Consider the following 21834-nt stretch of genomic DNA (forward strand, 5'->3'; position numbering starts at 1 on the left):
TCCGATGCCGCTCGGCTTCTACATCATCATGGCAGCGCAGTTTTTTTCCGCGCTGGCCGACAATGCCTTGCTGATCGTTGCAATCGCGCTTCTCCGTGAAATGGCAGCCCCGGAACAATTCGAGCCGCTGCTGAAACTGTTCTTCACGGTTTCCTATGTCGCCCTCGCCGCGTTCGTCGGCGCCTTCGCGGACTCGATGCCGAAGTGGCGCGTGATGCTGATCAGCAACACGATCAAGATCGGCGGCTGCCTGATGCTGTTCCTGGGTGCGCATCCGCTGCTCGCGTACGCGGTGATCGGTCTCGGCGCGGCGGCCTACTCACCGGCAAAGTACGGCATCCTCACCGAATATCTCCCGCACCGGCTGCTGGTCGTGGCCAACGGCTGGATCGAAGGCCTGACTGTCGGCGCGATCATCCTCGGTACCGTGCTCGGCGGCCTCCTCATTCGCCCCGATACATCAGTGTGGCTCGCGAGCCTGGATCTGCCGCTGGTCGACGGCACGATCGGCGGCACGATCGCCGTGATCAGCCTGTTCTACGTGGCAGGCGGAATCTTCAATTTCTACATTCCCGATACCGGCGTCGACCACAAGCCGCTCAAAAACAACCCGATCTACCTGATCCACGATTTCAACCATTGCCTGAAGCTCCTGTGGCGCGACAAGCTCGGCCAGATCTCGCTCGCGGTCACGACGCTGTTCTGGGGCGCCGGGGCGACGCTCCAGTTCATCGTCATCAAGTGGGCCGAACACAACCTGGGATTCAATCTCTCGCAGGCCTCGATGCTGCAGGGCGTGGTCGCGATCGGTGTGGCGCTGGGGGCGGTGATGGCGGCGAAGATGATCAGCCTGCGTCGTTCCGTCCACGTGATTCCGTTGGGAATCGCGATGGGACTCGTGGTGATGGTGATGGTCGGTGTCACTCACGCGACGCTCGCGATGCTGCTGATGGTGCTTGTCGGCGCCCTCGCCGGATTTTTCGTCGTGCCGATGAATGCGCTGCTGCAGCACCGCGGCCATATCCTGATGGGCGCCGGGCATTCGATCGCGGTGCAGAACTTCAACGAGAACCTGTCGATCCTGGTGATGACCGGCCTTTACGCGCTGCTGATCATGTCGGGCCTGTCGATCCACATCGTCATCGTGATGTTCGGGCTGTTCGTCGCGGGAATGATGCTGATGGTCAAGTGGCACCACGAACGGAACCAGCGCGAATTCGATTCGGTCGCGCTGCTCGACGAACACAAGCACTGAGCAAGGCTGTCGCGCCCGGCTTTCGTCACGCCGGCGTCGCTCTTTCCATCAGTTCCCGGGCAAAGCACAGGTCTTCCCAGACTTTCGCCTTGTCCCGCTGATTGCGCAGCAGGTAGGCCGGGTGGTAGGTCACGACCACCGGCATCCCGCGGCACCTGAAAACCTGTCCGCGCGCGGCCCCGATCGCCACGTCGACCCCGAGCAGCGCGCGCGCTGCCGGACGGCCCAGCGCAACCAGCAGACGCGGCTGCAGCAGTGCGATCTGCCGGGCGAGATAGGGTGCGCAGGCCTCGATCTCGTCATTTCCCGGTGTGCGGTTGTGCGGCGGCCGGCACTTGACTGCATTCGCGATATATACCCCTTCGCCCCGTTTCAGCCCGATCGCCGCCAGCATCGCGTCGAGGAGCTTGCCGGCAGCGCCGACGAACGGTTCGCCGCGCTGGTCTTCTTCCGCCCCGGGCCCCTCGCCGACGAACATCCACGAGGCCTGGCGATCGCCGACCCCCGGCACTGCCTGGCGACGCCGCTCGCACAGGCGGCAGGCCGTGCACGCCCGGATGTCGGCGTCGAGCGCTTCCCAGTCCAAGGTTTCGATCCGCCGGGCGCGCTCGTCCGGCGAGTCAACCGCAGGGGCGGCCGCAACGGGGTCCGGGTGCGGTCGATGCGAAGCCTGCGGTTCTCGTGCGGAGAAGACGACGCCGGATTCCCTCGCGGGCGGGCCCGCGGCAGCCGGTTCTTCCGCCACTGCCTCCGGCTCGTCCGCCTGCAGCGCCTGCGACCTTCCGCGCAACCGCCACAGCGGTGCAAGGCCCATTTCGCGCAGTACCGCATCCCGACGCTGGTTCATAGTTCGAGCCGCATCACGATCGCGTCCTCGCGACCGCCCTCGCGCAGCGCGTAGTAGCCCTTGCGCCGTCCGATCGGCTGAAAGCCGTGCGATCGATACAGCGCGAGCGCCGCGGAATTCGAGGGACGCACTTCGAGAAAGAACTGCGACGCACCACATCGCCGCGCTTCGGCAAAAAGATGTCGCAGGAGCGCTGTGCCGAGCCTCGCGCCCTGGAATTCGCGCGCCACGCTGATGTTGAGCAGATGCGCTTCGTCCAGCACCACCAACATGACAGCATACGCAACCGGAGATCCGCCGACGCGCATCACCCATGCGCCGTGGCCGGCCGCCAGCGAATCTGCGAAGTTTCCCCGGGACCACGGGAAAGCATGCAGTGCGGCTTCGTGGTCGACGACCCAGTCGAGGTCGCGATCGGTCATCGGGGAGAAATCGGATACTGCGGCGTTCAAGCGCGCCCTCCCCGTGCGAGACGTTCCGCCGTCGTCAGCGCTACCTTGTCGCGCACATACAGGGGGACGGCGTATTCGGGCGCCAGCAGCCGCCCTTCGCGGACCTCGCCAGCCGCCAGCCGGGCAATATCCGCAGCGCGGGGAACGGCCGTCGGATTGCGGCCCGACAAGCGGGCAGTGACAGACGCCGGGATGCCGGCTTCATGAACGCGGAACGCCGAGCCGACACCAAACCACCGTTCGCCGGCAGGCAAAGCCAGATGTTGCGGCGGCGAGCAGGCGGGAACCTGCACCTCGATTGCCTGTTCCCCGTCCACGCGGTATGCCGCCGAATACACTTCCCCCATGCGGGCATCGGTCGCGACGAAAACCGTGCTCCCTTCGCCCTGCAACGCCAGCGCCGCGAGGCTGCATATCGGCACCACCCCGATCCCGGCTCCCATCCCGAGACCCTGCGCAACCCCACACGCCAGCCTCAGCCCGGTGAAGGCACCGGGTCCCGCGCCGAATGCGATCGCATCGAGCGTGGCGATCGGTAATCCGGCGTTCCCGAGCAGCGCCCGAAGCGTCGGCAGCAGATACTCTGAATGATTGGCATGCCCTTCGAGGCGATGTTCGACGATGTCGTCGTCGACCAGCAGGGCGACGCTCGCGCGTTCACACGAGGTCTCGATGGCGAGGATTTTCATAGGCCGGCATTTTACCGGCAGCAGCGCCCGACAAGTGAAATGCGCGTGGAACGGAAACGGTGCTTCGATCAGCCGGCGCCGCGCACCCGCGGAAAAACAGCGCCGGGAAGTGTCTAGCGGGCAGCGGCTCTTCGGCTCTCATAGACGCCACGCATCGCCTCGCGCAACTCCCGGTTCAACGCCTCGCGTTCATCCTGGGACATGCGTGGCCGCTTGTGCTCGGTGACGGGAAGGTCTGCGCCGCTGATCAGTGCGCGCCTGAGTTCGGCGTGGCGCAGGTCCTCCGGGCTTTGCAGAGTCGCCAGCGGCTGCTGCGCGAGTACTCCCGGCACCGTTTGCGCGAACACCGGCTCCCCCACTCCGAATGTCATGGCCATGGCGAGGATCGACAGTGCCTGTCCACGCCCCGTTTGCATCCGGACCGAAGCACCCGCTTCGCCGCCCGACGTCGCGGGATCTGATGCCAACCTCGGATGTGTCATGATGATGATCTCCAGCCTCTTCACGGGGCGACTTTTGCATACCCGAAAAATACTAGGAATTACCCGTGCCGTGGGAGATGTCCGTGCGCGTTTCGGACCATGCTGTAACGGGGTGTTGCCTATTCCACACCGCCTTACGAAGCGTTACTCCGGTACCCGGCCTGGGCCGCCGAAGCGCTAGCATGCCAAATGTTCAAAGGATAGGATGCGACTTATGAACGCTAAAATCCGATATAGAGTGTTACTCGTCGACGACGACGCGCGGTTGCGGGATTTGTTGTCGAGATATCTGCAGGAGCAGGGTTTCACGGTCAAGGCGGTGGTCGACGCACCGTCGATGGACCGGGCGCTGCATCGCGAGCATTTCGACCTGATGGTGCTCGACCTGATGCTTCCCGGCGAGGACGGTCTGACGATCTGCCGGCGCCTGCGCGCCGATGAAAACGCCATGCCGATCATCATGCTCACGGCAAAGGGAGACGATGTCGATCGCATCATCGGGCTCGAAATGGGTGCCGACGACTACCTTGCCAAGCCGTTCAACCCGCGCGAACTGGTGGCCCGTATCCACGCGGTGATGCGCCGCCAGCCTCCGAGCCTGCCCGGTGCCCCGACGAGCGAGGATGAAATCGTCAGCTTCGGGCGCGTGCGCGTCAATCTCGGTGTGCGTTCGCTGACGCGTGACGAGGACGAGATTGCACTCACCACGGGCGAATTCTCGCTGCTGAAGGTGCTCCTCCAGCATCCCCGGCAACCCCTGTCGCGCGACAAGCTGATGGAACTCGCGCGCGGGCGGGAGTACGGCGTTTTCGATCGGGCGATCGACGTGCAGGTGAGCCGGCTGCGCAAGCTCGTCGAGGACGATCCGGCGAAACCCCGTTACATCCAGACTGTCTGGGGTTTCGGCTATGTATTCGTTCCCGATGATACAAAAGCTGCAAGCGAGAGCTGACCATCCTCCGCGTCCCGCCGGGTGGACCGGCATCCGTGAGACCCTCAGCGAGGCGGTGAACGATCTTCCGCCGCGCACGCTGCTGTGGCAGACTTTTCTGCTCATTGCCCTCCTGCTGACGCTCGCGCTGGTGGCCTGGTCGCAGATTTTTCGCCATTTCGAGGACCCGGTGCGCGCACGCGATCTTGCGCAGATGGCGACGAGCGTCGTGAACCTGACGCGCACCGCGCTGATCAACGCCGACGTCGAGCGCCGCACCGAATTGCTCATCGACCTGGCAGCGCTCGAGGGGATCCGGATTTACCCGGCCGAACCTTCCGACGAACTCCTTCCGCTGCCGGACAGTCGCGCCATGCGTCTGCTGACCGAAGAGATTCGCCGTCAGCTCGGCGCTCACACGCGCTTTGCCTCGCGCTGGAAAACGCTCGACGGTTTCTGGATCAGCTTCAGGCTCCACCCGGAAGACAAGGAAGATTTCTGGGTCATGCTGCCGTCCGAGCGGCTGCAACAGACCGAGGCGATCGAATGGCTGACGTGGGGAGGCGGTGCGCTCCTCGTCGCGCTGCTCGGCGCCTACCTGATCGTTTCCCGGATCAGCGTGCCGCTGCGCAATCTCGCCCGCTCGGCGCGCGTCGTCGGCAGCGGTCGCACGCCGCCACACCTGCCCGAAACAGGCCCCCAAGAGATTGCCGCAGTGGCGAAAGCCTTCAACCAGATGGCAGGGGATCTCGCCCGCACGGACGCGGATCGCGCCCTGATTCTCGCCGGCGTCTCCCACGATCTGCGTACGCCGCTGGCGCGCCTGCGGCTTGGCGTCGAAATGTCGGGGGCACCGGAAACCGAAGTCGCCGCGATGGTGGCCGACGTCGAGGAGATGGACCGGATCATCGGCCAGTTCCTGGATTTCGGGCGCGGAGAACCGCAGGAGCCGATGGAGGCGCTCGACCTGGCGGGCCTCGTGCGGGACCTCGTGGAACCTTATCGGCTGCGCGGTATCGATATCCGCACGGACTTGCCCGGGAAACTGGTCCTGCCCGCGCGAAGCCTGTCGCTGCGACGAGGGCTCGCCAACCTCATCGATAACGCCATCCGCTATGCGGGCGAGAACCATCCCATAGATATCAAAGTGAATAGCGCCGAAGGCGAGGCGACGATCGAAGTCGCAGACCGCGGGCCAGGCATTCCGGAGAGCGAAATCGAGAGGATGCGCCACCCCTTCACGCGCCTCGAGAACGCGCGCTCGAACACCAAGGGGGCCGGTCTCGGCCTCGCGATCGTCGAACGCATCATCCGCTCGCACAACGGGCGACTGGACCTGGGCCGCCGGCTCGGAGGCGGATTGCTTGCAATCCTGCATCTTCCGCTGGAAAAGCGCCGTCTCGGCACGAGAATGCGCGGGCCGGAGCAGGATGACGCGACCGCATGAGAGCAGGCCCGGCATCCGGTTCTTGCACCGGTACAGGCAGTCTCCGCGGCACTGCCGTCCTGTCCGGCGATGGACGTTGATCCGGCCAGGATTCCATCCCCTCAAAGCTCAGCCGGATACAACGGACAAGTCGCTATAATTCTGCCGCATGAAAATTCTCTTCGATCTGCTCCCGGTCATCCTCTTCTTCGTCGCCTACAAGATCGCTGGCGGAAACCAGGCTTTCGCGCACGAGCTCGCGTCGCGCTGGCTCGGCGACGGCATTGCCGTCACGCAGGCGCCGATCCTGCTGGCAACCGCGGTGGCGATCCTGGCTACGATTGCCCAGATCGGCTGGGTATGGATGCGGCACCGCAAGGTGGACACGATGCTGTGGATCAGCCTTGCCATAATCGCGGTGTTCGGGGGCGCGACGCTGTTTTTCCACAACCCGACGTTCATCAAGTGGAAGCCGACCGCACTGTACTGGCTGTTCGGCGGCACCTTGACCGTATCGGCCGTGATATTCCGCCGCAACCTGATCCGGAAGATGCTCGAAGCCCAGATTCGGCTGCCGGAGCCCGTCTGGAAACGCCTCAACCTTGCATGGGCCGGGTTTTTCATCCTCATGGGTTTTCTCAACCTGTACGTTGCATACAATTTTTCCGAAGAGGCCTGGGTCAATTTCAAACTTTTCGGCGGCATGGGCCTGATGCTGCTGTTCGTTCTTGGCCAGGGCTTCTATCTGTCCCGACATATCCAGGAGGAAACCACCTGATGCTTTACGTACTCCTCGGCGAAGATGCGCCGGGTTCGCTTGAAGCGCGCACGAGCGCCCGTCCGGCCCATCTGGCCCGCCTGGAGGGATTGCGCGATGAAGGACGCCTGCTGATGGCAGGCCCGCTCCCGGCGATAGATTCCCCGGATCCCGGCCCGGCCGGTTTCTTCGGCAGCCTCGTCGTCGCCGAGTTCGCGTCCCAAGGCGAGGCCGAGCGCTGGCTGGCCGACGATCCCTATGTCAAACAGGGCGTGTTCGCGCGGATCACCGTGAAACCCTTCAAGAAGGTGCTGCCTTGACCACGATCGACCAAATCCGCGAACGCCTGGCGGTGCTCGATCCGGTATCGGTCGAGATCGACGACGACAGTGCGTTGCACGCCGGCCACGCGGGAGCCAGAAGTGGCGGCGGCCATTATCGCCTGACCATCGTCGCCGAGTGTTTCCAGGGCAAGAACACTGTCGCCCGTCACCGCCTTGTCTATGACGCGCTCGGCGACCTGATGCGCACGCGCGTGCACGCGCTCGCCGTCCGCGCCCTGACGGCCGATGAAGCATGAATTCAACCCACCCCGAAGGAACCTTGATGAAACGTTTTCCCAGCCGCCTCGCCCTCGGTCTCACGGCCGCCCTGTTGGTCCACGCAGCGGGCGCGGCTACCCCGGTTGCGACCGTAAACGGCGCCCCGATTCCTTCGTCCCGCATGGACGTCATGATCAATGAGCAGCATGCGCAAGGCGCCCCCGACGGCGCCGAGCTGCGCGAGGCCGCTCGCGAGCAGCTCGTCCGCCTCGAAGTGCTGGCGCAGGAAGCGGCAAGGAAAGGGATCGACAAGAAGCCCGAAATCCAGGCCCAGATGGACCTAGCCCGCCAGGGCGTGCTGATCCGCGCGTACATGCAGGACTTCGTCAAGACCAATCCCGCCACCGATGCCGATCTGCGGAAGGAATACGAAAGCATCAAGGGCCAGATGGGTTCGAAGGAATACAAGCCGCGCCACATCCTCGTCGAAACTGAAGAAGAAGCGAAAGCGATCATCGGCAAGCTGCGTGCCGGCGAGAAGTTCGAGGCGCTCGCCACGGCGTCGAAGGATCCCGGCTCGAAAGACAAGGGCGGAGAACTGGGCTGGAGCAACCCCGGGATGTTCGTCAAGCCGTTCTCGGAAGCGATGGTCAAACTCGAGAAGGGTCAATACAGCGCGACGCCGGTCAAGAGCGATTTCGGCTACCACGTGATCCAGCTCGACGACGTCCGCGACCTGAAAGCGCCTGCTTTCGAAGAGGTCAAACCGCAACTCGAACAGCGCCTGCAGCAGAAGAAAATCGAGAAGCACGTCGCCGACCTGAGGGCCAAGGCGAAAGTCGAGTAACTGCGATCCAGCGTGACAAGGGCCGGTTTCTGCGCAGGCAGACCGGCCCTTTCGTTTCAAGGCGGGCGCGGCGGGAGCCGGCGCCGCCATCAAGTCGCGTTCAGAAGTGCGCTTCGTCGAGAGCCAGCGCGCCGGCGGCTCCGTTCACCACTGCGTACGCCAGCGCCGGAGCGAGCGACAGGACGTGGTCGGCGTAAAAACGCGCCGTCACGATCTTCGTCCGATAGAACTCATCGTCGGACCCGGCCGCGATTCGAGCCTGCGAAGCCAGCGCCGCGCGCGCCATTTGCCATCCGCCGCCGACGATACCGAGCAGCTTCAGGAACGGCACCGAACCGACCGAGGCCGCCTTGATGTCGTTGTTGTACGTCGCGAGGATGTAGTCCACCGCCGCTTCAACCGCCGCGATGCCGGCGTCGAGCGATTTGCGGATCGCCGCGAACGCTTCGCCCTGCTGCTCCGCAAGTTGGCCCTGGACGGCCCGCATGTCGCCGATCAGCGCTCTGACCGTCACGCCGTTCTCACGCGCGATCTTCCGCCCGATCAGGTCATTCGCCTGGATGGCCGTCGTGCCTTCGTAGATCGTCGTGATCCGCGCATCGCGCAGATGCTGCGCCGCTCCGGCCTCTTCGATGAAGCCCATGCCGCCGTGCACCTGCACGCCCGTCGACGCGATGTCGATGGAATTCTCGGTGCACCATCCCTTGACGACCGGAATCATCAGGTCGACGAAAGCCTGCTTCTGCGCCCGCACCGCAGCGTCCGGATGCCGATGCGCGAGGTCGGTCGCTGCGCCGACGACGTAGGCAAGCGCCCGCATCGCCTCGGTCTGCGATTTCATCGACATCAGCATGCGGCGCACGTCGGGGTGATGGAGGATCGACACTTTCGGTCCGCCGCGCACCCCGGCTTCAGTGCCCTGCACGCGATCCTTCGCGTAGGCCAAGGCATGCTGGTAGGCGCGCTCGGACAACGCCAGGCCTTCCATGCCGACTGCAAAGCGCGCCTCGTTCATCATGATGAACATGTACTCGAGGCCGCGGTTCGCCTCGCCGACCAGCGTGCCGATCGCACCGCCGCTGTCGCCGAACGCGAGCACGCAGGTCGGGCTCGCGTGGATGCCGAGCTTGTGCTCGATCGAGACACACTGCACGTCGTTGCGCTCGCCGGGCGTGCCGTCGGCATTGAGCAGGAACTTCGGCACGACGAAGAGCGAAATCCCCTTCACGCCTTCGGGAGCGTCCGGAAGGCGTGCAAGCACCAGGTGAACGATGTTGTCGGTCAGGTCGTGCTCACCATAGGTGATGAATATCTTCTGTCCGAAGAGGCGGTAGGTGCCGTCGCCCTGGGGTTCGGCGCGCGTGCGCACCGCCGCCAGATCGGACCCCGCCTGCGGCTCGGTGAGGTTCATCGTGCCGGTCCACTCGCCGCTGATCATCTTCGGCAGGTAAGCGGCCTTCTGCTCGTCGCTGCCGCGCAGCGCGACCGCCTCGATCGCACCGTTGGTCAGCATCGGGCACAGCGAGAAAGCCATGTTCGCCGCCTTCCACATTTCCATGACGGCAGTCGAGAGCAGCTTCGGCAACCCCTGGCCGCCGTATTCGGGATCGCCTGCGACCGCAGTCCAACCGGCCTCGGAAAACTGGCGATAAGCCTCCTTCCAGCCGGGCGCCGTCGTGACCTTGCCATGGTCCCACTTCGCACCCTCCTGGTCCCCGACCCGGTTCAGGGGCGCCAGAATGCCGCTGGCGAACTTGTTCGCTTCGTCCAGGATCGCATCGACCAGGTCGCTCGACACATCTTCGCAGCCAGGAAGCTTTGCGACTTCCTGCAGGCCGGCCAGTTCGTGCATGACGAACTGCATGTCGCGAACGGGTGCAGTGTATTGGCTCATTTTTCTAACCTCTCCAGTAGTACTTTGTTGTAATTTGCGGCTCTTGCTGCCGCGTCGGGTTACTTGTCGATCAGATAGCGGCGGTCATCGAACGCCACCACCCAGTCGGGCCGGTACACCACCATCAGCGTGATCGCCGCCCCGCTCATCCATGCCTCCGCAAAACCGAGCAACAGGAGGTAAGGAAGATAATCGCTGGCCAGAAATGCAAATGAATAAGCACTGCCCGCCACCATCGCCGCGGCGGCAAGAGCGCCCTGCAGCATCGCCGTGACCGCGGAGCCGATGAAGGCCACGACGAAGATGAACACGAACAAATGCGCCGGCAGGCGACGTTCCACCGTGCGCAGCCACAGTTGTGCGGCGAGCACCGGAGCGACGCCCATCAGCAGGAAATTGAGCGGCCAGGCTTGCCACTCGAGTGCCCCGTTCAGCGTGATGCCGGCCAACGCCAGCCCCAGCGCGACGATCGCCAGCCGGGGACCCAGCGCAAGGGTGGCGACCATTGCGCCGAGCAAATGGAGGTTCAGGCCAGGCTTGACGCCGGCCCTCAGGCTCCACAACAGGATCAGGCTTACGACGAAGCCGAGCAGCAGGTTCAGCTGCGCCGGCGCTGCAACGTGCGTCCATCGAACGGTCACTGCAAGGTGATGGAACACGAACAGCGAAAGAATGAGCGAAATCCAGTGCCAGGAGGCGGGAAACAGTGAGACAGGAAGGTCCAATCTCGCTGCTCCCCGTGCCGGTCCGGGTCCGGGTCCGGTTTCGCTCGCGCGGCGTCAGCCTACCGCGTTGGTCAGCTCGGGGACGAGCTCGAACAGATCGCCGACGAGCCCGTAGTCGGCGACCTGGAAGATCGGCGCTTCCGGATCCTTGTTGATCGCGACGATGACCTTCGAGTCCTTCATGCCCGCCAGGTGCTGGATCGCGCCCGAGACGCCGACCGCGATGTAGAGCTGCGGCGCGACGATCTTGCCGGTCTGGCCGACCTGGTAGTCGTTCGGCGCGAAACCGGCATCGACCGCAGCGCGCGAAGCGCCGAGCGCGGCACCGAGCTTGTCGGCGAGCGGCTCGAGCAGCTTGTGGTAGTTCTCGCCGCTGCCCAGACCCCGGCCGCCGGAGACGATGATCTTCGCAGCACCCAGTTCGGGGCGCGCGCTCTTCGTGAGCTCGCGTCCGACGAGCTTCGCCACGCCGAGGTCGGGCCCTGCGGCGAGCGCTTCGACTGCGGCTCCGCCTTCATTGGCGACTGCGGCCGCTTCGAACGCGGTCGTGCGCACCGTCAGCACTTTCACGCCATCGGAGCTCTTGACGGTCGCGAGCGCGTTGCCGGCGTAGATCGGACGCTGGAAAGTGTCGGCCGATTCGATCGCGACGACGTCGGAGATTTGCGCGACGTCGAGGAGTGCCGCCACGCGCGGAGTGACATTCTTGCCGTACGAGGTGCCGGGCGCGACGACGTGCGAGTAGTCGCCGGCCTCATCTGCAACTGATGCGACGACGAGCGCCGCGACGTTCTCGGCGGTCTGCGCGTCGTAGTGCGCGGCATCGGCGACGCGCACCTTGGCCACGCCTGCGAGCTTCGCGGCTTCTGCCGCGGCCGCGGCGCAGTTCGCGCCCGCGACGAGGACATGCACTTCACCTCCGGCCGCCTTGCCGAGCTCGGTGGCCGCAGCCACGGCGTTCAGGGTCGCGGCCTTCAGGCTCGCGTTGTCGTGTTCAGCAATAACCAGAATCGCCATGTTCAGATCACCTTCGCTTCGTTCTTGAGCTTGTCGACGAGCTGCGCAACGTCGGCAACGCGTACGCCGGCGCTGCGCTTCGCGGGTTCGACGACTTTCAGCGTCGCCAGGCGCGGTGCGACATCGACGCCGAGGTCGGCGGGCTTGACCGTCTCGAGCGGCTTTTTCTTCGCTTTCATGATGTTCGGCAGCGTCGCGTAGCGCGGCTCGTTCAGGCGCAGATCGGTCGTGACGACTGCCGGCAGCTTGATTTCGAGGGTTTCGAGGCCGCCGTCGATCTCGCGCGTGACGGTCGCAGCGCCGCCGGCAATGACGAGCTTCGACGCGAAAGTGGCTTGCGGCCAGCTCATCAACGCGGCCAGCATCTGACCGGTCTGGTTCGAATCGTCGTCGATCGCCTGCTTGCCGCAAATCACCACCTGCGGAGCTTCCTTGTCGCACAGCGCTTTCAGGAGCTTCGCGACGGCGAGCGGCTGCAGTTCGACGTCGGTCTCGACGAGGATGCCGCGGTCCGCGCCGATCGCCATCGCCGCGCGCAGCGTCTCCTGGCACGCGGCGACGCCGCAGCTCACCGCCACCACTTCGGTCGCAATACCGGCTTCCTTCAGCCGCACCGCTTCTTCGATTGCAATCTCGTCGAACGGATTCATCGACATCTTCACGTTGGCGATATCCACGCCGGTGCCGTCGCTCTTGACACGCACCTTGACGTTGTAATCGACCACGCGCTTAACGGGTACGAGGATCTTCAATGCCGCGCTCCTTAATCTGTCTGGTCAGTGTTTTTATGGGTCCGAGCATTATGTCACTGCCCGAAATCGAATGACACCTTGACCGCCGCTCCAAAAAATCGTTCCATACGCATCGGTATGGACACGTACGGTAGCGTATGGTCCAGGATTCGTCAATACTATCCCGTATGGAAAACGTCGTGAACAAACCCCGGGTTCAACTCGATCGTGATGCATGGATCGTTGCCGCCACTGACGTGCTCGCCGAGGAAGGCGTCGCCGGTCTGCGCGTCGAAGTGCTGGCCAAGCGCCTGAAAGTCACGAAAGGAAGCTTCTATTGGCACTTCCAGGATCGGCACGACCTGCTGATGGCCGTGTTGCAGACCTGGCGCGACGGGCGGATCCGCGACATCGTCAAGCAGACCCGGGCGGACCCCGGGCGCGAGCTGGAGCAGATCTACCACGTCATCGACATCTACAGCACAAGCCGCAGTCGCCGCGGTGCGATGATCGAACTGGCGGTGCGCGACTGGGCGCGGCGCGACCCGGAAACTGCCGCAATCGTCGCCGAAGTCGACGACATCCGGCTACGCTGCGCGCGCGACCTGTTTCTCGCCTGCGCCGTGCCGATGGAAGAAGCATCGAGCCGCTGCATGCTGCTTTATGCATACGTATTCGGGATTTCGCTGATGATCTATGACAAGTTCGACAGCGACGTGGCGCGCGTCAAGCGCGATATCGCCGACCTCATTGCCCAGTCCGCAAACATGAAGAAAAGGCAGTCGGCCTAAAGTCTTCCGGCAAAAACCGAAACTGCGTTGCGACCCGTCGCCGCGATCACCTCATCGACCGCAGTCCCCCTCAGGTCGGCGAGAATCCGGGCATAGCGCAACAGGTTGCACGGCTCGTTGCGCCGCCCCTGCGCCCATGCGGGGGACATGTCCGGCGCATCCGTCTCGAGAACGAGCGTGTCCAGCGGCAGGGTCGCCGCAAGGGCACGGATGCGCCGCGAGCCGTCGAAACTCATCGCCCCGCCGAAACCCAGCTTGAAGCCCATCGCGATGAACGCGTCGGCCTGCTGCCGGCTGCCGTTGAACGCATGCGCGATGCCGCCCGCCACCTCGATGCGTCGCAAATGCTTGAGGACCGCGTCGACCGCGCGTCGCACATGCAGGATCACCGGCAGATCGAAGCGGCGCGCGAGCTTGAGCTGCGCGATGTAGAACTGCTCCTGACGGTTCCTGTTCCGCTCGCTATCGACGAGGAAATCGAGTCCGATCTCGCCCACGGCAACGGCATCGCCCTTGCTCAGGCGATCCTCGACAACCGCCAGATCGTCAGGTCCCGCCGCGTCGACGTACAGCGGATGGATGCCGTAGGCGTGGCGGATGTCGGGATGCACCGCGGCGAGCGCCGCGACGCGGTCGAAGTTCGCGACCTCGACGCCCGGGACGACGAAACGCGCTATGCCGGCCGATCGGGCCGACGCGAGCACGGCTTCGCGGTCGTGCTCGAATTCGTCGGCATCGAGGTGGATATGGGTGTCGACAAGCATTGGGATGTCGACAGACACGGGCACACCCGCCGTCCGCGCCGACTCAGCACCCGCGCCATTGCGGCTTGCGTTTACCGACGAAGGCGTCGATGCCCTCGGCAGCGTCCTCGGTCATCATGTTGCAGGCCATTGTCTCGGCTGCCATCTGGTAAGCGGCCTCCATTCCCATCTCGAGCTGGCGGTAGAACATCTGCTTGCCCATCCGTACCGCGACCGGCGATTTCGCACAGATCGACGCGGTGAGTTTCGCGACCTCGTCGTCGAGTTGCTCGAGCGGCACGACACGATTGACCAGCCCGCGGCGCTGGGCTTCGGGCGCATCGATGAAATCGCCGGTGACGAGCATCTCGAACGCCTCCTTGCGCCCCATGTTGCGCGACAAACCCACGCTGGGTGTCGCGCAGAACAGGCCGACGTTGATGCCCGACACGGCGAACCGGGCGACGTCGGCCGCGACCGCGAGGTCACACATCGACACCAGCTGGCACCCGGCAGCGGTCGCGATGCCGTGCACCCGCGCGATCACCGGCTGCGGCATCTCGGTCAGCTTGACCATGAACCGGCCGCACAGGCGAAACAGCGCCTGCTGGAACTCGAGCCCAGGGTTGCCGCGCATCTCCTTGAGGTCGTGCCCGGCGCAAAACGCCTTGCCTTCCCCGGACAGGACGACCACGCGCACGCTGGCGTCCGCCGCGATCGCGTCGATCTCCTCGATCAGCGCTTCGAGCATCGCCTGCGACAGCGAATTGAACTGGCCGGGCCGGTTCAGGGCAAGGTGCGCGACGCCGCCTTCATCGCGGCGCAGCAGCAGAGTTTCGGCATCGGATTGCGGCACTGCGCTCATTTCTACTTCTCCCGATCGGTCTATTTATTCGAAGGACTGAGTCGATTTCGCCTGCTCACGCAGCACGAACTTCTGGATCTTGCCGGTCGAAGTCTTCGGCAACGGCCCGAAGATGATTTTCTTCGGCGACTTGAAGCCGGCGAGATGCTCGCGGCAGTGCGCGACCAGCTCTGCTTCGGTCACCGTCGTCCCTTCGCGCAGCTCGACGAAAGCTGCCGGCACTTCGCCCCACTTCGGATCGGGCAGCGCGACGACCGCTGCCGCCATCACGGCCGGGTGCTTGTACAGCGCGTCCTCGACTTCGATCGACGAGATGTTCTCGCCCCCGGAGATGATCACGTCCTTCGAGCGGTCCTTGATCTTGACGTAGCCGTCGGCCTGCATCACCGCCAGGTCGCCAGTGTGGTACCAGCCGCCGCGAAACGACTCCTCGGTCGCGTCGGGGTTCTTCAGATACCCCTTCATCACGAGGTTGCCGCGGAACATGATCTCGCCCATCGTCTGGTTGTCCCAGGGCACCGGCTCCATCGTCTGCGGATCCAGCACCGTGATGCCCTCTTGCGCGTGGTAGCGCACGCCCTGGCGCCCGTTCAGTGCGATCTGCTCGGCGAGCGGGAGATCCTTCCACTCGTCATGTTTCGCGCAGACTGCGGCGGGGCCGTAGGTTTCGGTGAGGCCGTACACGTGAGTCAGGTCGATGCCGATTTTCGCCATCCCTTCGATCACCGCGGCAGGCGGCGGCGCCGCGGCGACAAGGCCATACATCTTGTGATCGATGCCTTCGCGCCAGGATTCGGGCGCGTTCGCGAGCATCGAATGGACGATCGGTGCGCCGCAATAGTGCGTGACGCCATGCTCGCGGATCGCTTCGAAGATCAGGCGCGGATCGACGCGGCGCAGACAGACGTTGGTGCCGGCGTTGGCCGCCATCGTCCACGCGAAGCACCAGCCGTTGCAGTGGAACATCGGCAACGTCCACAGGTACACCGAATGCGGCGGCATGCCCCAGCTGACGATGTTGCTCATCGCATTGAGGTACGCGCCGCGGTGATGATAGACGACGCCTTTCGGATTGCCGGTCGTGCCGGACGTGTAGTTCAGCGAAATCGCGTCCCATTCGTCGGCAGGCTGTTCGAAGGCGAAATCGGGGCTGCCCGTCTCGAGCAGCGCCTCGTATTCGAGCGTGCCGACGCGGTCGCCCGGCCCGCTGTATTCCGGGTCATCGACATCGATGACGATCAGGTCCGGCCGGTTCGCGAGTTCAATTGCCTTCGCCATGACCCGGGCGAACTCGCGGTCCGTGATCAGCACCTTCGCTTCGGCATGGTTGAGCATGAACGCGACGGTTTCGGGCTCGAGGCGCGTGTTGATCGTGTTGAGCACCGCACCCGTCGCCGGGACACCGAAATGGCATTCGAACATTTCCGGAGTGTTGTTGAGGACGACCGCGACAGTATCGTTCTTCCCGACGCCGAGTTGCTTCAGCGCCGATGCCAGACGACGGCTGCGCGTATAGCTTTCCAGCCACGTGTAGCGACGTGCGCCGTGGATGACGGCGATCCGGTCCGGATAAACGTAGGCGCTGCGCTCGATGAACGTCAGCGGCGTGAGCGGGACGTAATTGGCGGCATTCTTCTCCAGACCAATCTCGTAGGGTGACGATTCGCGTTCGGTCATTTCTGCTCCGCAGTCAGGATTATTGCAGTGAGGTGGATGCGGGCCGCTAGCGTTTGCAGCGTCCTGAGGTATTCAATCCCTGGGCCGCTTCAGGGTCAAGGCTCGCCAGCCAGAATGAAACGTCATGCGCCAGCCGCTGCACGGCCCGCCGGAAGGCAAACACGCCGCCGGCTGCATCCGGGGTCGGCGTCGGCTCGCTGACGACGAGCGTGCGATGTGCCAGTTCGGCATCGCTGCGCGGAGCGAGGAGCGCAGCACGGGCGACGATCGTTGCATGGCTGCTCTGTTCACTGTCGAACACCTGTACGAATTCGTCCAGCTCGATACGCAAGCGGCATTCGCCGTCGGCGGTCCGGTTCGCGGTTCGGTTCGCAGTCCCATTCATCGTCAGCGCGCGGTCGAGCGCAACGCGCAGCATTTCGGCCGGCTCCGCGACCCAGCGCGTCTCGGAATACGCTTCCCGCTGCGCCGGCTGTCGATAATCGAGCCGGTATTGCATCGCACCGGTCGACAACCATGACGGCGCCCGCACGTCGACGCGCGTCGGCGGGAATTCCAGCGCCGTCTCGACCGGCTCCACGAGCCCCAGGTCGAAAAAAGTGAAGCGCTCGGCCGGCACCCCGAGGTTGCCGCATCCTCCCAAGGCCGTCGTGAGCGCCAGCATGAGCAGTCCGGATCGTCCTGCCTTCATCGACATCAACATTGCGCAGTTTCCTGTCCGATCATTTCCGGTCCGCTTCGAACCCGTCCTCGCCAGGGCCCGGAGGGCGCTGCGAGCGGCCGCTCAACAACATCTGCGGCGATGCCTGAACCTCTTCGATCAGGCTTCCAAGCCGGCGCGAGGTCCCGGTCAGCTCCTTCAGCAACACGTTGAGCTGGGGCAGCGTGTTGTCGATCAGCCCTTCGCCCGTGGCGGCCATCGCGGCGTCGAGGTTCTCCGCGGTCGTCTGCAGGCGCGACATCAGGGCGCGCATTTCGGCGACCGCCGGCACGGCGTCGCCGCTTGCCTGCTCGAGGTTCGCGAGCGTCGTGGCGAATTTCTTCAGATTGTCCTGGTTCAGCGCGGAGCGGATCGCCTCGAGCGTTGCGGGCGCGTCGGCAAAAGTGCGATCGATCCCGGCCGCGGCCGAATCCAGATGCTGCAAGGTGTTGCGCAGCCTTCCGAGGTTGTCGTCGCTGAGAAATTGCGCGAGCTGGTCGGCGATCATCGTCACCCGTTTCATCGCATCCAGCGTGCTGTCGGTCAGCTGTTCCATCAGGCCCGGCTCCAGCACCAGCCGGGGTGGATCGCCGGTCAACGGCACCGGGTTCTCCTCGCTGTCGTCGAGCTGCACGTACGCGATTCCCGTCACGCCCTGGTAGCCCAGGCGCGCGCGGGTGCTGCGCGTGATCGGCAGGTCTTCGCGGATGCGGATGTCAACGAGAATCTTCGACGGGTCCTGCGGGTCGAGCCGGATATCGGTCACCTTGCCTGCCGACATGCCGCGATAGCGCACCTGCCCTTCGACGTTCAGGCCGGTGACGCTGCCGCGCGATTCCAGAACGTAATCCCGTGTCGGCTGCCGTTCATCCGAGAACCACCACAGTGCGAGGACCAGTGCGGCACCAAGCAGCAGCGCGAACAATCCGGCGGCGAGCGCGTGAGTGCGGTTTTCCATCAGGTTTCCCCCCTGCTCCGTGCGATTGCCCGCCTGCCGAGTTCGCCACGGAAAAAGCTCGCGACGAAAGGATGATCGAGTTCCATGGTTTCTTCCAATGGGGCGTAGCTGATAATCCGCCGTTCCGCGAGGATCGCCACCTTCGACGACAGTGCCGCCAGGGTGTCGATGTCGTGCGTCACCAGCACCACCGTCAGCCCGAGTTGGGCCTGCAGCGAGCGCACGAGTTCGACGAACGCCGCGCTGCGGTCCGGGTCGAGCCCGGCGGTGGGCTCGTCGAGCAGCAGCAACTCGGGTTCCAGCGCCAGCGCGCGGGCGAGCGCGACCCGCTTCACCATGCCGCCCGACAGCTCGGCAGGCATCAACAGCGCGGTCGATGGCTCGAGCTCGACCATCGCCAGCTTCAACGCAACCAGATCGCGGATCTCCATGGGCGTCACGACACGCAATTCGCGCAGCGGAAACCCGATGTTCTCGGCGACGTTCAACGCCGAAAAAAGCGCCCCCTGCTGGAACAGCACGCCGAAGCGCCGCCGCCGTGCCCGCTGCACGGGAAGACTGCCCGAGAACAGCTGCTCGCCGAACAGCGAAACCTCGCCGCGCGCCGGGCGCGTCAGCCCGATCATGTGTCGCAGCAGCGTCGTCTTGCCGCTGCCGGAGCCGCCGACGAGAGCCACGACTTCACCGCGGGCCACTGACAGGTCGATTCCGTCGTGCACGAGATTGCTGCCGAAGCGGGTGACGATGCCGCGCAGCTCGATGACCGGTCCGTCGCTCATCCGGGCACTCCGATCGAACGCGTCGCAATCGCGAACACCGCGTCGATGAGGATCACGACAGTGATCGCCGAGACCACCGACGCAGTCGTGTTGGCCGACAGGCTCTCTGTATTGGGCCGCACGCGCAGGCCGAAATGACAGGCCACGAGCGCGATGGACAAGCCGAAGACCGCGCCCTTCGCCAGCCCGATGTAGAGGTTCGCAACGGGTACGACGCGTGGCAGCGTGTCGAGGAAAAAACCGAATCCGAGATCGAGTTGCACCCATGCGGACACCATGCCGCCGAACAGCGCGACGGCTGAAGTCCACAGCACGAGCAAAGGCATCGCCACCGTCAGCGCGACCACTTTCGGCAAGACCAGGCGCACCGTGCGCGAAATGCCCATCGCCGACAGCGCATCGAGCTCGTCGGTGACGCGCATCACGCCGAGCTGCGCGGTCATCGCCGAACCCGATCGCCCGGCCACCAGCACCGAAACGAGGACCGGTCCGAGCTCCCGGACGATGCCCAGGCCGAGGATGTTGACGATGTAGATGTCCGCGCCGAAAGCCTGCAGCTGCAGCGCAGAAAGATAGGACAATACCACGCCGATGAGGAAGCCGACGAGGGCTGCGACCGGCGTGGCCCTGGCGCCGACCTTGTAGAGATTGGCCGAAATCTCGCGCAGCGGCCAGTCGCGCGGGTGACGCAGCAGATATGCGATGTCCAGGCACAGCTGTCCCGCCAGCTGCACAAAAGCAGCGAGATGATTGGCAAAACCGAGGAGGCCCGCGCCGAGCACGACGATGGCGTCAGTCAGCGTGAAGGCCCGCGCTTCGGGCAAGGGCTCGGCTGCCGTCGCTTCGATACGGCCGATCACCGCCCGCAGTTCGTCGTCCGCGCTCAGGTCCTGCGGCCACTGTTCGCGCCACGCGTGCCACAACAGCGTCGCGCCGAAGCTGTCGAGCCGCGTCACTCCGTCGAGTTTCCAGCTCGCCGCAGGTCCCGCGCGGGCAAGCAGGCGGCGGAATTCGTCGGCGCGCGGGGCGAGCGCGCGCAGCGTCCAGTCACCCTCCAGCCGACATTCGGGCCTCGCACCACTTCCGGCCGACGATCCGCAGCTTGCGGTGGGCGCGCGCACGATCCGGCGTCAGGCGACCAGCGCCCGGCCAGGCGACATGCGCAGCACGAGGCTGCGTCCGACCGACAGCCACTGCCGCTGCTCTTCCTCGAGCGCAGCGGCGGTCAGCGGCAACTTCTGCAGCCAGCCATCGCGAGCGGTGACGACGAAGCCGCGCCCGTCGCGTTCGATATCGATCGGCGGGATGCCCCGTCCGTCGCGGGCGCGATGGACGATCACGGCGAGGCGCAGGCACACGATCAGCAGCCAGTCACGGCTTTCCGGATCGATTGCTGCCACCCGTTCCAGTTTGCCGCGATGCGCCAGCACGATGCGCGCCAGGCGCCCCTGGTCCATGCGCGAGAAGCCCGGCATGTCGGCATTGGCGAGGATGTAGGCGCTGTGCTTGTGGTAGCTCGAGTGCGCGACCGAAACGCCGATTTCATGGAGCATCGCCGCCCAGCGCAGGAAGCGGCGGTCCGGGTGGTCGCTTTCGGCAGCTTCGGGAACCAGGCGCGCCAGCAGGTGGGAAGCGGTGTCGGCAACGCTGGCGCCCTGCTTGCGATCCGTTCGATAACGCGTAACGAACGCGTTGACCGTGGCATCGCGCAAGTCGTGGTGGTGGTAGCGGCCGAGCAGATCGTAGAGCACCCCGAGACGCAACGCTCCTTCCGAAAACACCATGTGCTCGAGGTCGAACTCCTTGAATACCGCCGACATGATCGAGAGCCCCCCGAGCAGCACCGGCAGGCGATCGCCCTTGAGGCCCGCCAGATCGACGCGATCGATGCTGCCCGCCCGCAGCATCGCCGCTTTCAGCCGTTCCAGCCCATCCCGCGTGATGCCGCTTTCCGAGAATCCGTTCTGCACGAGAATCTCGACAAGCGCCTTGGCCGATCCGCTCGACCCGACCGCCACTTCCCATCCGGTTTCGCGGTACGAATGGGCGATCGCCTGAAGCTCGTGCTGGGCCGCCAGTTCGGCTTCCCGCAAGCCGCGCTTGTCGATCCGCCCGCGGGGAAAGTACTGCAGGCTGAAGCTCACGCAGCCCATGTAGAGGGACTCGAGACGGATCGGCTCGAAGCTCTTGCCGATGATGAATTCGGTCGAGCCGCCGCCGATATCGACGACGAGCTGCTGGCGATGCGGATCGGGCAGCGTATGCGCGACCCCGACATAGATCAGGCGTGCTTCTTCACGCCCCGCGATCACCTCGATCGGCACCCCGAGCGCCGCTTCGGCACGAACGAGGAACGCAGGGGAATTCTTCGCCACTCGCAGCGTGTTGGTCGCCACCGCCCGTACCGCATCGGGCGGAAAACCGCGCAGACGTTCGTTGAAGCGTTGCAGTGCGATCAGCCCGCGCTGCTGGGCCGCGACATCGAGCAGCTTGTCGGCCGATAGGCCGGCGGCAAGGCGGACCGCTTCCTTGAGTCCGTCGAGCGGATAGATCTGATCATTGACGATCCGGCCCACCTGCAGCCGGAAACTGTTGGAACCGAGGTCGATCGCTGCGATCAGTTCTTGCATCATCGTGTAGGCACGCAATCGCGCAGGTCGAAGTGGCCGACATTCTACCACCCGGCCCCGTGGCACAAGCTGCGCCCGATCAGGGCAGGATTCCGC

The 21834-nt window shown here is 64.8% G+C and carries 24 protein-coding genes; 8 read left to right on the forward strand and 16 right to left on the reverse strand.

What is annotated here, in order from left to right; translation table 11 throughout:
* Nucleotides 1–4 precede the first annotated feature (4 nt).
* Complete coding sequence (gene lplT / locus EBN1_RS18375; protein WP_011239484.1) at nucleotides 5–1255, forward strand: lysophospholipid transporter LplT; 1251 nt, start codon at nucleotides 5–7, stop codon at nucleotides 1253–1255.
* Between the two features lie 25 nt (nucleotides 1256–1280).
* Here lplT and EBN1_RS18380 read toward each other — a convergent pair whose 3' ends face one another.
* The 4 genes from EBN1_RS18380 to EBN1_RS18395 form a co-directional block, all read right to left on the reverse strand.
* A complete protein-coding gene (locus tag EBN1_RS18380) occupies nucleotides 1281–2102 on the reverse strand; it encodes a uracil-DNA glycosylase (protein WP_011239485.1) in 822 nt (273 codons plus the stop codon).
* Complete coding sequence (gene rimI / locus EBN1_RS18385) at nucleotides 2099–2554, reverse strand: ribosomal protein S18-alanine N-acetyltransferase (protein WP_011239486.1); 456 nt, start codon at nucleotides 2552–2554, stop codon at nucleotides 2099–2101. The genes EBN1_RS18380 and rimI overlap by 4 nt, the downstream gene beginning before the upstream one ends.
* Nucleotides 2551–3243 carry a tRNA (adenosine(37)-N6)-threonylcarbamoyltransferase complex dimerization subunit type 1 TsaB gene (tsaB, locus tag EBN1_RS18390; protein ID WP_011239487.1) on the reverse strand — a complete coding sequence of 231 codons (693 nt, stop codon included), beginning with the start codon at nucleotides 3241–3243 and terminating at the stop codon, nucleotides 2551–2553. The genes rimI and tsaB overlap by 4 nt, the downstream gene beginning before the upstream one ends.
* A gap of 113 nt (nucleotides 3244–3356) precedes the next feature.
* The gene (locus tag EBN1_RS18395) at nucleotides 3357–3725 is read right to left on the reverse strand and encodes a hypothetical protein (protein ID WP_041646583.1); all 369 of its coding nucleotides are present in this window, start codon (nucleotides 3723–3725) and stop codon (nucleotides 3357–3359) included.
* 214 nt (nucleotides 3726–3939) lie between these two features.
* Between EBN1_RS18395 and ompR the strand changes: the two genes are divergently transcribed.
* The 6 genes from ompR (at nucleotide 3940) to EBN1_RS18425 (ending at nucleotide 8228) form a co-directional block, all read left to right on the forward strand.
* The gene (ompR, locus tag EBN1_RS18400) at nucleotides 3940–4677 is read left to right on the forward strand and encodes an osmolarity response regulator transcription factor OmpR (RefSeq protein WP_041646584.1); all 738 of its coding nucleotides are present in this window, start codon (nucleotides 3940–3942) and stop codon (nucleotides 4675–4677) included.
* Entirely contained in the window at nucleotides 4634–6103 is a 1470-nt protein-coding gene (locus tag EBN1_RS18405) for an ATP-binding protein (RefSeq protein WP_011239490.1), read from the forward strand. The genes ompR and EBN1_RS18405 overlap by 44 nt, the downstream gene beginning before the upstream one ends.
* Before the next feature lie 148 nt (nucleotides 6104–6251).
* Nucleotides 6252–6860 carry a septation protein A gene (locus tag EBN1_RS18410; RefSeq protein ID WP_011239491.1) on the forward strand — a complete coding sequence of 203 codons (609 nt, stop codon included), beginning with the start codon at nucleotides 6252–6254 and terminating at the stop codon, nucleotides 6858–6860.
* On the forward strand, nucleotides 6860–7159 hold the full coding sequence (locus tag EBN1_RS18415; protein WP_011239492.1) for a YciI family protein: 300 nt from the start codon (nucleotides 6860–6862) through the stop codon (nucleotides 7157–7159). The genes EBN1_RS18410 and EBN1_RS18415 overlap by 1 nt, the downstream gene beginning before the upstream one ends.
* Nucleotides 7156–7419, forward strand: coding sequence for a BolA family protein (locus EBN1_RS18420; protein ID WP_011239493.1), 264 nt, complete (start codon nucleotides 7156–7158; stop codon nucleotides 7417–7419). Before EBN1_RS18415 ends, EBN1_RS18420 begins: the two co-directional genes overlap by 4 nt.
* A gap of 26 nt (nucleotides 7420–7445) precedes the next feature.
* Nucleotides 7446–8228: a peptidylprolyl isomerase gene (locus EBN1_RS18425; protein WP_011239494.1), complete on the forward strand. Its 783-nt coding sequence runs from the start codon at nucleotides 7446–7448 to the stop codon at nucleotides 8226–8228.
* Nucleotides 8229–8328: 100 nt separating this feature from the next.
* On the opposite strand, the gene EBN1_RS18430 is transcribed toward EBN1_RS18425, so the two are convergent.
* From EBN1_RS18430 to EBN1_RS18445, 4 genes are read right to left on the reverse strand one after another with little or no spacing between them, the layout of a single operon-like run.
* Nucleotides 8329–10122, reverse strand: coding sequence for an acyl-CoA dehydrogenase (locus EBN1_RS18430; RefSeq protein ID WP_011239495.1), 1794 nt, complete (start codon nucleotides 10120–10122; stop codon nucleotides 8329–8331).
* 59 nt (nucleotides 10123–10181) lie between these two features.
* Nucleotides 10182–10847 carry an energy-coupling factor ABC transporter permease gene (locus EBN1_RS18435; RefSeq protein ID WP_011239496.1) on the reverse strand — a complete coding sequence of 222 codons (666 nt, stop codon included), beginning with the start codon at nucleotides 10845–10847 and terminating at the stop codon, nucleotides 10182–10184.
* Nucleotides 10848–10901: 54 nt separating this feature from the next.
* On the reverse strand, nucleotides 10902–11864 hold the full coding sequence (locus EBN1_RS18440; protein ID WP_011239497.1) for an electron transfer flavoprotein subunit alpha/FixB family protein: 963 nt from the start codon (nucleotides 11862–11864) through the stop codon (nucleotides 10902–10904).
* A gap of 2 nt (nucleotides 11865–11866) precedes the next feature.
* A complete protein-coding gene (locus EBN1_RS18445) occupies nucleotides 11867–12616 on the reverse strand; it encodes an electron transfer flavoprotein subunit beta/FixA family protein (protein WP_011239498.1) in 750 nt (249 codons plus the stop codon).
* Nucleotides 12617–12783: 167 nt separating this feature from the next.
* Between EBN1_RS18445 and EBN1_RS18450 the strand changes: the two genes are divergently transcribed.
* Entirely contained in the window at nucleotides 12784–13386 is a 603-nt protein-coding gene (locus EBN1_RS18450; RefSeq protein WP_041646585.1) for a TetR/AcrR family transcriptional regulator, read from the forward strand.
* Here EBN1_RS18450 and EBN1_RS18455 read toward each other — a convergent pair.
* The 8 genes from EBN1_RS18455 to ppx are packed head-to-tail and all read right to left on the reverse strand — an operon-like array spanning nucleotide 13383 to nucleotide 21741.
* Nucleotides 13383–14150, reverse strand: a complete 768-nt coding sequence (locus tag EBN1_RS18455; protein ID WP_041646586.1) for a TatD family hydrolase — start codon at nucleotides 14148–14150, stop codon at nucleotides 13383–13385. The two genes, EBN1_RS18450 and EBN1_RS18455, sit on opposite strands and share 4 nt — an antisense overlap.
* A 43-nt stretch (nucleotides 14151–14193) precedes the next feature.
* Nucleotides 14194–14994 carry an enoyl-CoA hydratase gene (locus tag EBN1_RS18460; RefSeq protein ID WP_011239501.1) on the reverse strand — a complete coding sequence of 267 codons (801 nt, stop codon included), beginning with the start codon at nucleotides 14992–14994 and terminating at the stop codon, nucleotides 14194–14196.
* Nucleotides 14995–15018: 24 nt separating this feature from the next.
* Nucleotides 15019–16671 (reverse strand): acyl-CoA synthetase, encoded by a 1653-nt coding sequence (locus tag EBN1_RS18465; RefSeq protein ID WP_011239502.1) that lies wholly within the window; start codon nucleotides 16669–16671, stop codon nucleotides 15019–15021.
* 46 nt (nucleotides 16672–16717) lie between these two features.
* Nucleotides 16718–17374, reverse strand: a complete 657-nt coding sequence (locus tag EBN1_RS18470) for an ABC-type transport auxiliary lipoprotein family protein (protein ID WP_011239503.1) — start codon at nucleotides 17372–17374, stop codon at nucleotides 16718–16720.
* Nucleotides 17375–17393: 19 nt separating this feature from the next.
* Nucleotides 17394–18329 carry an MlaD family protein gene (locus EBN1_RS18475; protein ID WP_011239504.1) on the reverse strand — a complete coding sequence of 312 codons (936 nt, stop codon included), beginning with the start codon at nucleotides 18327–18329 and terminating at the stop codon, nucleotides 17394–17396.
* Entirely contained in the window at nucleotides 18329–19108 is a 780-nt protein-coding gene (locus tag EBN1_RS18480) for an ABC transporter ATP-binding protein (RefSeq protein WP_011239505.1), read from the reverse strand. Before EBN1_RS18480 ends, EBN1_RS18475 begins: the two co-directional genes overlap by 1 nt.
* Nucleotides 19105–20229, reverse strand: coding sequence for an MlaE family ABC transporter permease (locus EBN1_RS18485; RefSeq protein ID WP_011239506.1), 1125 nt, complete (start codon nucleotides 20227–20229; stop codon nucleotides 19105–19107). Before EBN1_RS18485 ends, EBN1_RS18480 begins: the two co-directional genes overlap by 4 nt.
* Nucleotides 20230–20238: 9 nt before the next feature.
* The gene (gene ppx / locus EBN1_RS18490; RefSeq protein ID WP_041646587.1) at nucleotides 20239–21741 is read right to left on the reverse strand and encodes an exopolyphosphatase; all 1503 of its coding nucleotides are present in this window, start codon (nucleotides 21739–21741) and stop codon (nucleotides 20239–20241) included.
* Nucleotides 21742–21834: the final 93 nt, after the last annotated feature.

This window comes from Aromatoleum aromaticum EbN1 (assembly GCF_000025965.1).
GTDB lineage: Bacteria > Pseudomonadota > Gammaproteobacteria > Burkholderiales > Rhodocyclaceae > Aromatoleum > Aromatoleum aromaticum.

Bases quoted from the DNA above. Each gene is read 5' to 3' on its own strand.
- lplT (WP_011239484.1), top strand. From the start codon at position 5: ATGCCGCTCGGCTTCTACATCATCATGGCAGCGCAGTTTTTTTCCGCG.
- EBN1_RS18380 (WP_011239485.1), bottom strand. From the start codon at position 2,102: ATGAACCAGCGTCGGGATGCGGTACTGCGCGAAATGGGCCTTGCACCG.
- tsaB (WP_011239487.1), bottom strand. From the start codon at position 3,243: ATGAAAATCCTCGCCATCGAGACCTCGTGTGAACGCGCGAGCGTCGCC.
- EBN1_RS18395 (WP_041646583.1), bottom strand. From the start codon at position 3,725: ATGACACATCCGAGGTTGGCATCAGATCCCGCGACGTCGGGCGGCGAA.
- ompR (WP_041646584.1), top strand. From the start codon at position 3,940: ATGAACGCTAAAATCCGATATAGAGTGTTACTCGTCGACGACGACGCG.
- EBN1_RS18405 (WP_011239490.1), top strand. From the start codon at position 4,634: ATGTATTCGTTCCCGATGATACAAAAGCTGCAAGCGAGAGCTGACCAT.
- EBN1_RS18410 (WP_011239491.1), top strand. From the start codon at position 6,252: ATGAAAATTCTCTTCGATCTGCTCCCGGTCATCCTCTTCTTCGTCGCC.
- EBN1_RS18415 (WP_011239492.1), top strand. From the start codon at position 6,860: ATGCTTTACGTACTCCTCGGCGAAGATGCGCCGGGTTCGCTTGAAGCG.
- EBN1_RS18425 (WP_011239494.1), top strand. From the start codon at position 7,446: ATGAAACGTTTTCCCAGCCGCCTCGCCCTCGGTCTCACGGCCGCCCTG.
- EBN1_RS18430 (WP_011239495.1), bottom strand. From the start codon at position 10,122: ATGAGCCAATACACTGCACCCGTTCGCGACATGCAGTTCGTCATGCAC.
- EBN1_RS18440 (WP_011239497.1), bottom strand. From the start codon at position 11,864: ATGGCGATTCTGGTTATTGCTGAACACGACAACGCGAGCCTGAAGGCC.
- EBN1_RS18450 (WP_041646585.1), top strand. From the start codon at position 12,784: ATGGAAAACGTCGTGAACAAACCCCGGGTTCAACTCGATCGTGATGCA.
- EBN1_RS18455 (WP_041646586.1), bottom strand. From the start codon at position 14,150: ATGCTTGTCGACACCCATATCCACCTCGATGCCGACGAATTCGAGCAC.
- EBN1_RS18460 (WP_011239501.1), bottom strand. From the start codon at position 14,994: ATGAGCGCAGTGCCGCAATCCGATGCCGAAACTCTGCTGCTGCGCCGC.
- EBN1_RS18465 (WP_011239502.1), bottom strand. From the start codon at position 16,671: ATGACCGAACGCGAATCGTCACCCTACGAGATTGGTCTGGAGAAGAAT.
- EBN1_RS18470 (WP_011239503.1), bottom strand. From the start codon at position 17,374: ATGTTGATGTCGATGAAGGCAGGACGATCCGGACTGCTCATGCTGGCG.
- EBN1_RS18475 (WP_011239504.1), bottom strand. From the start codon at position 18,329: ATGGAAAACCGCACTCACGCGCTCGCCGCCGGATTGTTCGCGCTGCTG.
- EBN1_RS18480 (WP_011239505.1), bottom strand. From the start codon at position 19,108: ATGAGCGACGGACCGGTCATCGAGCTGCGCGGCATCGTCACCCGCTTC.
- ppx (WP_041646587.1), bottom strand. From the start codon at position 21,741: ATGATGCAAGAACTGATCGCAGCGATCGACCTCGGTTCCAACAGTTTC.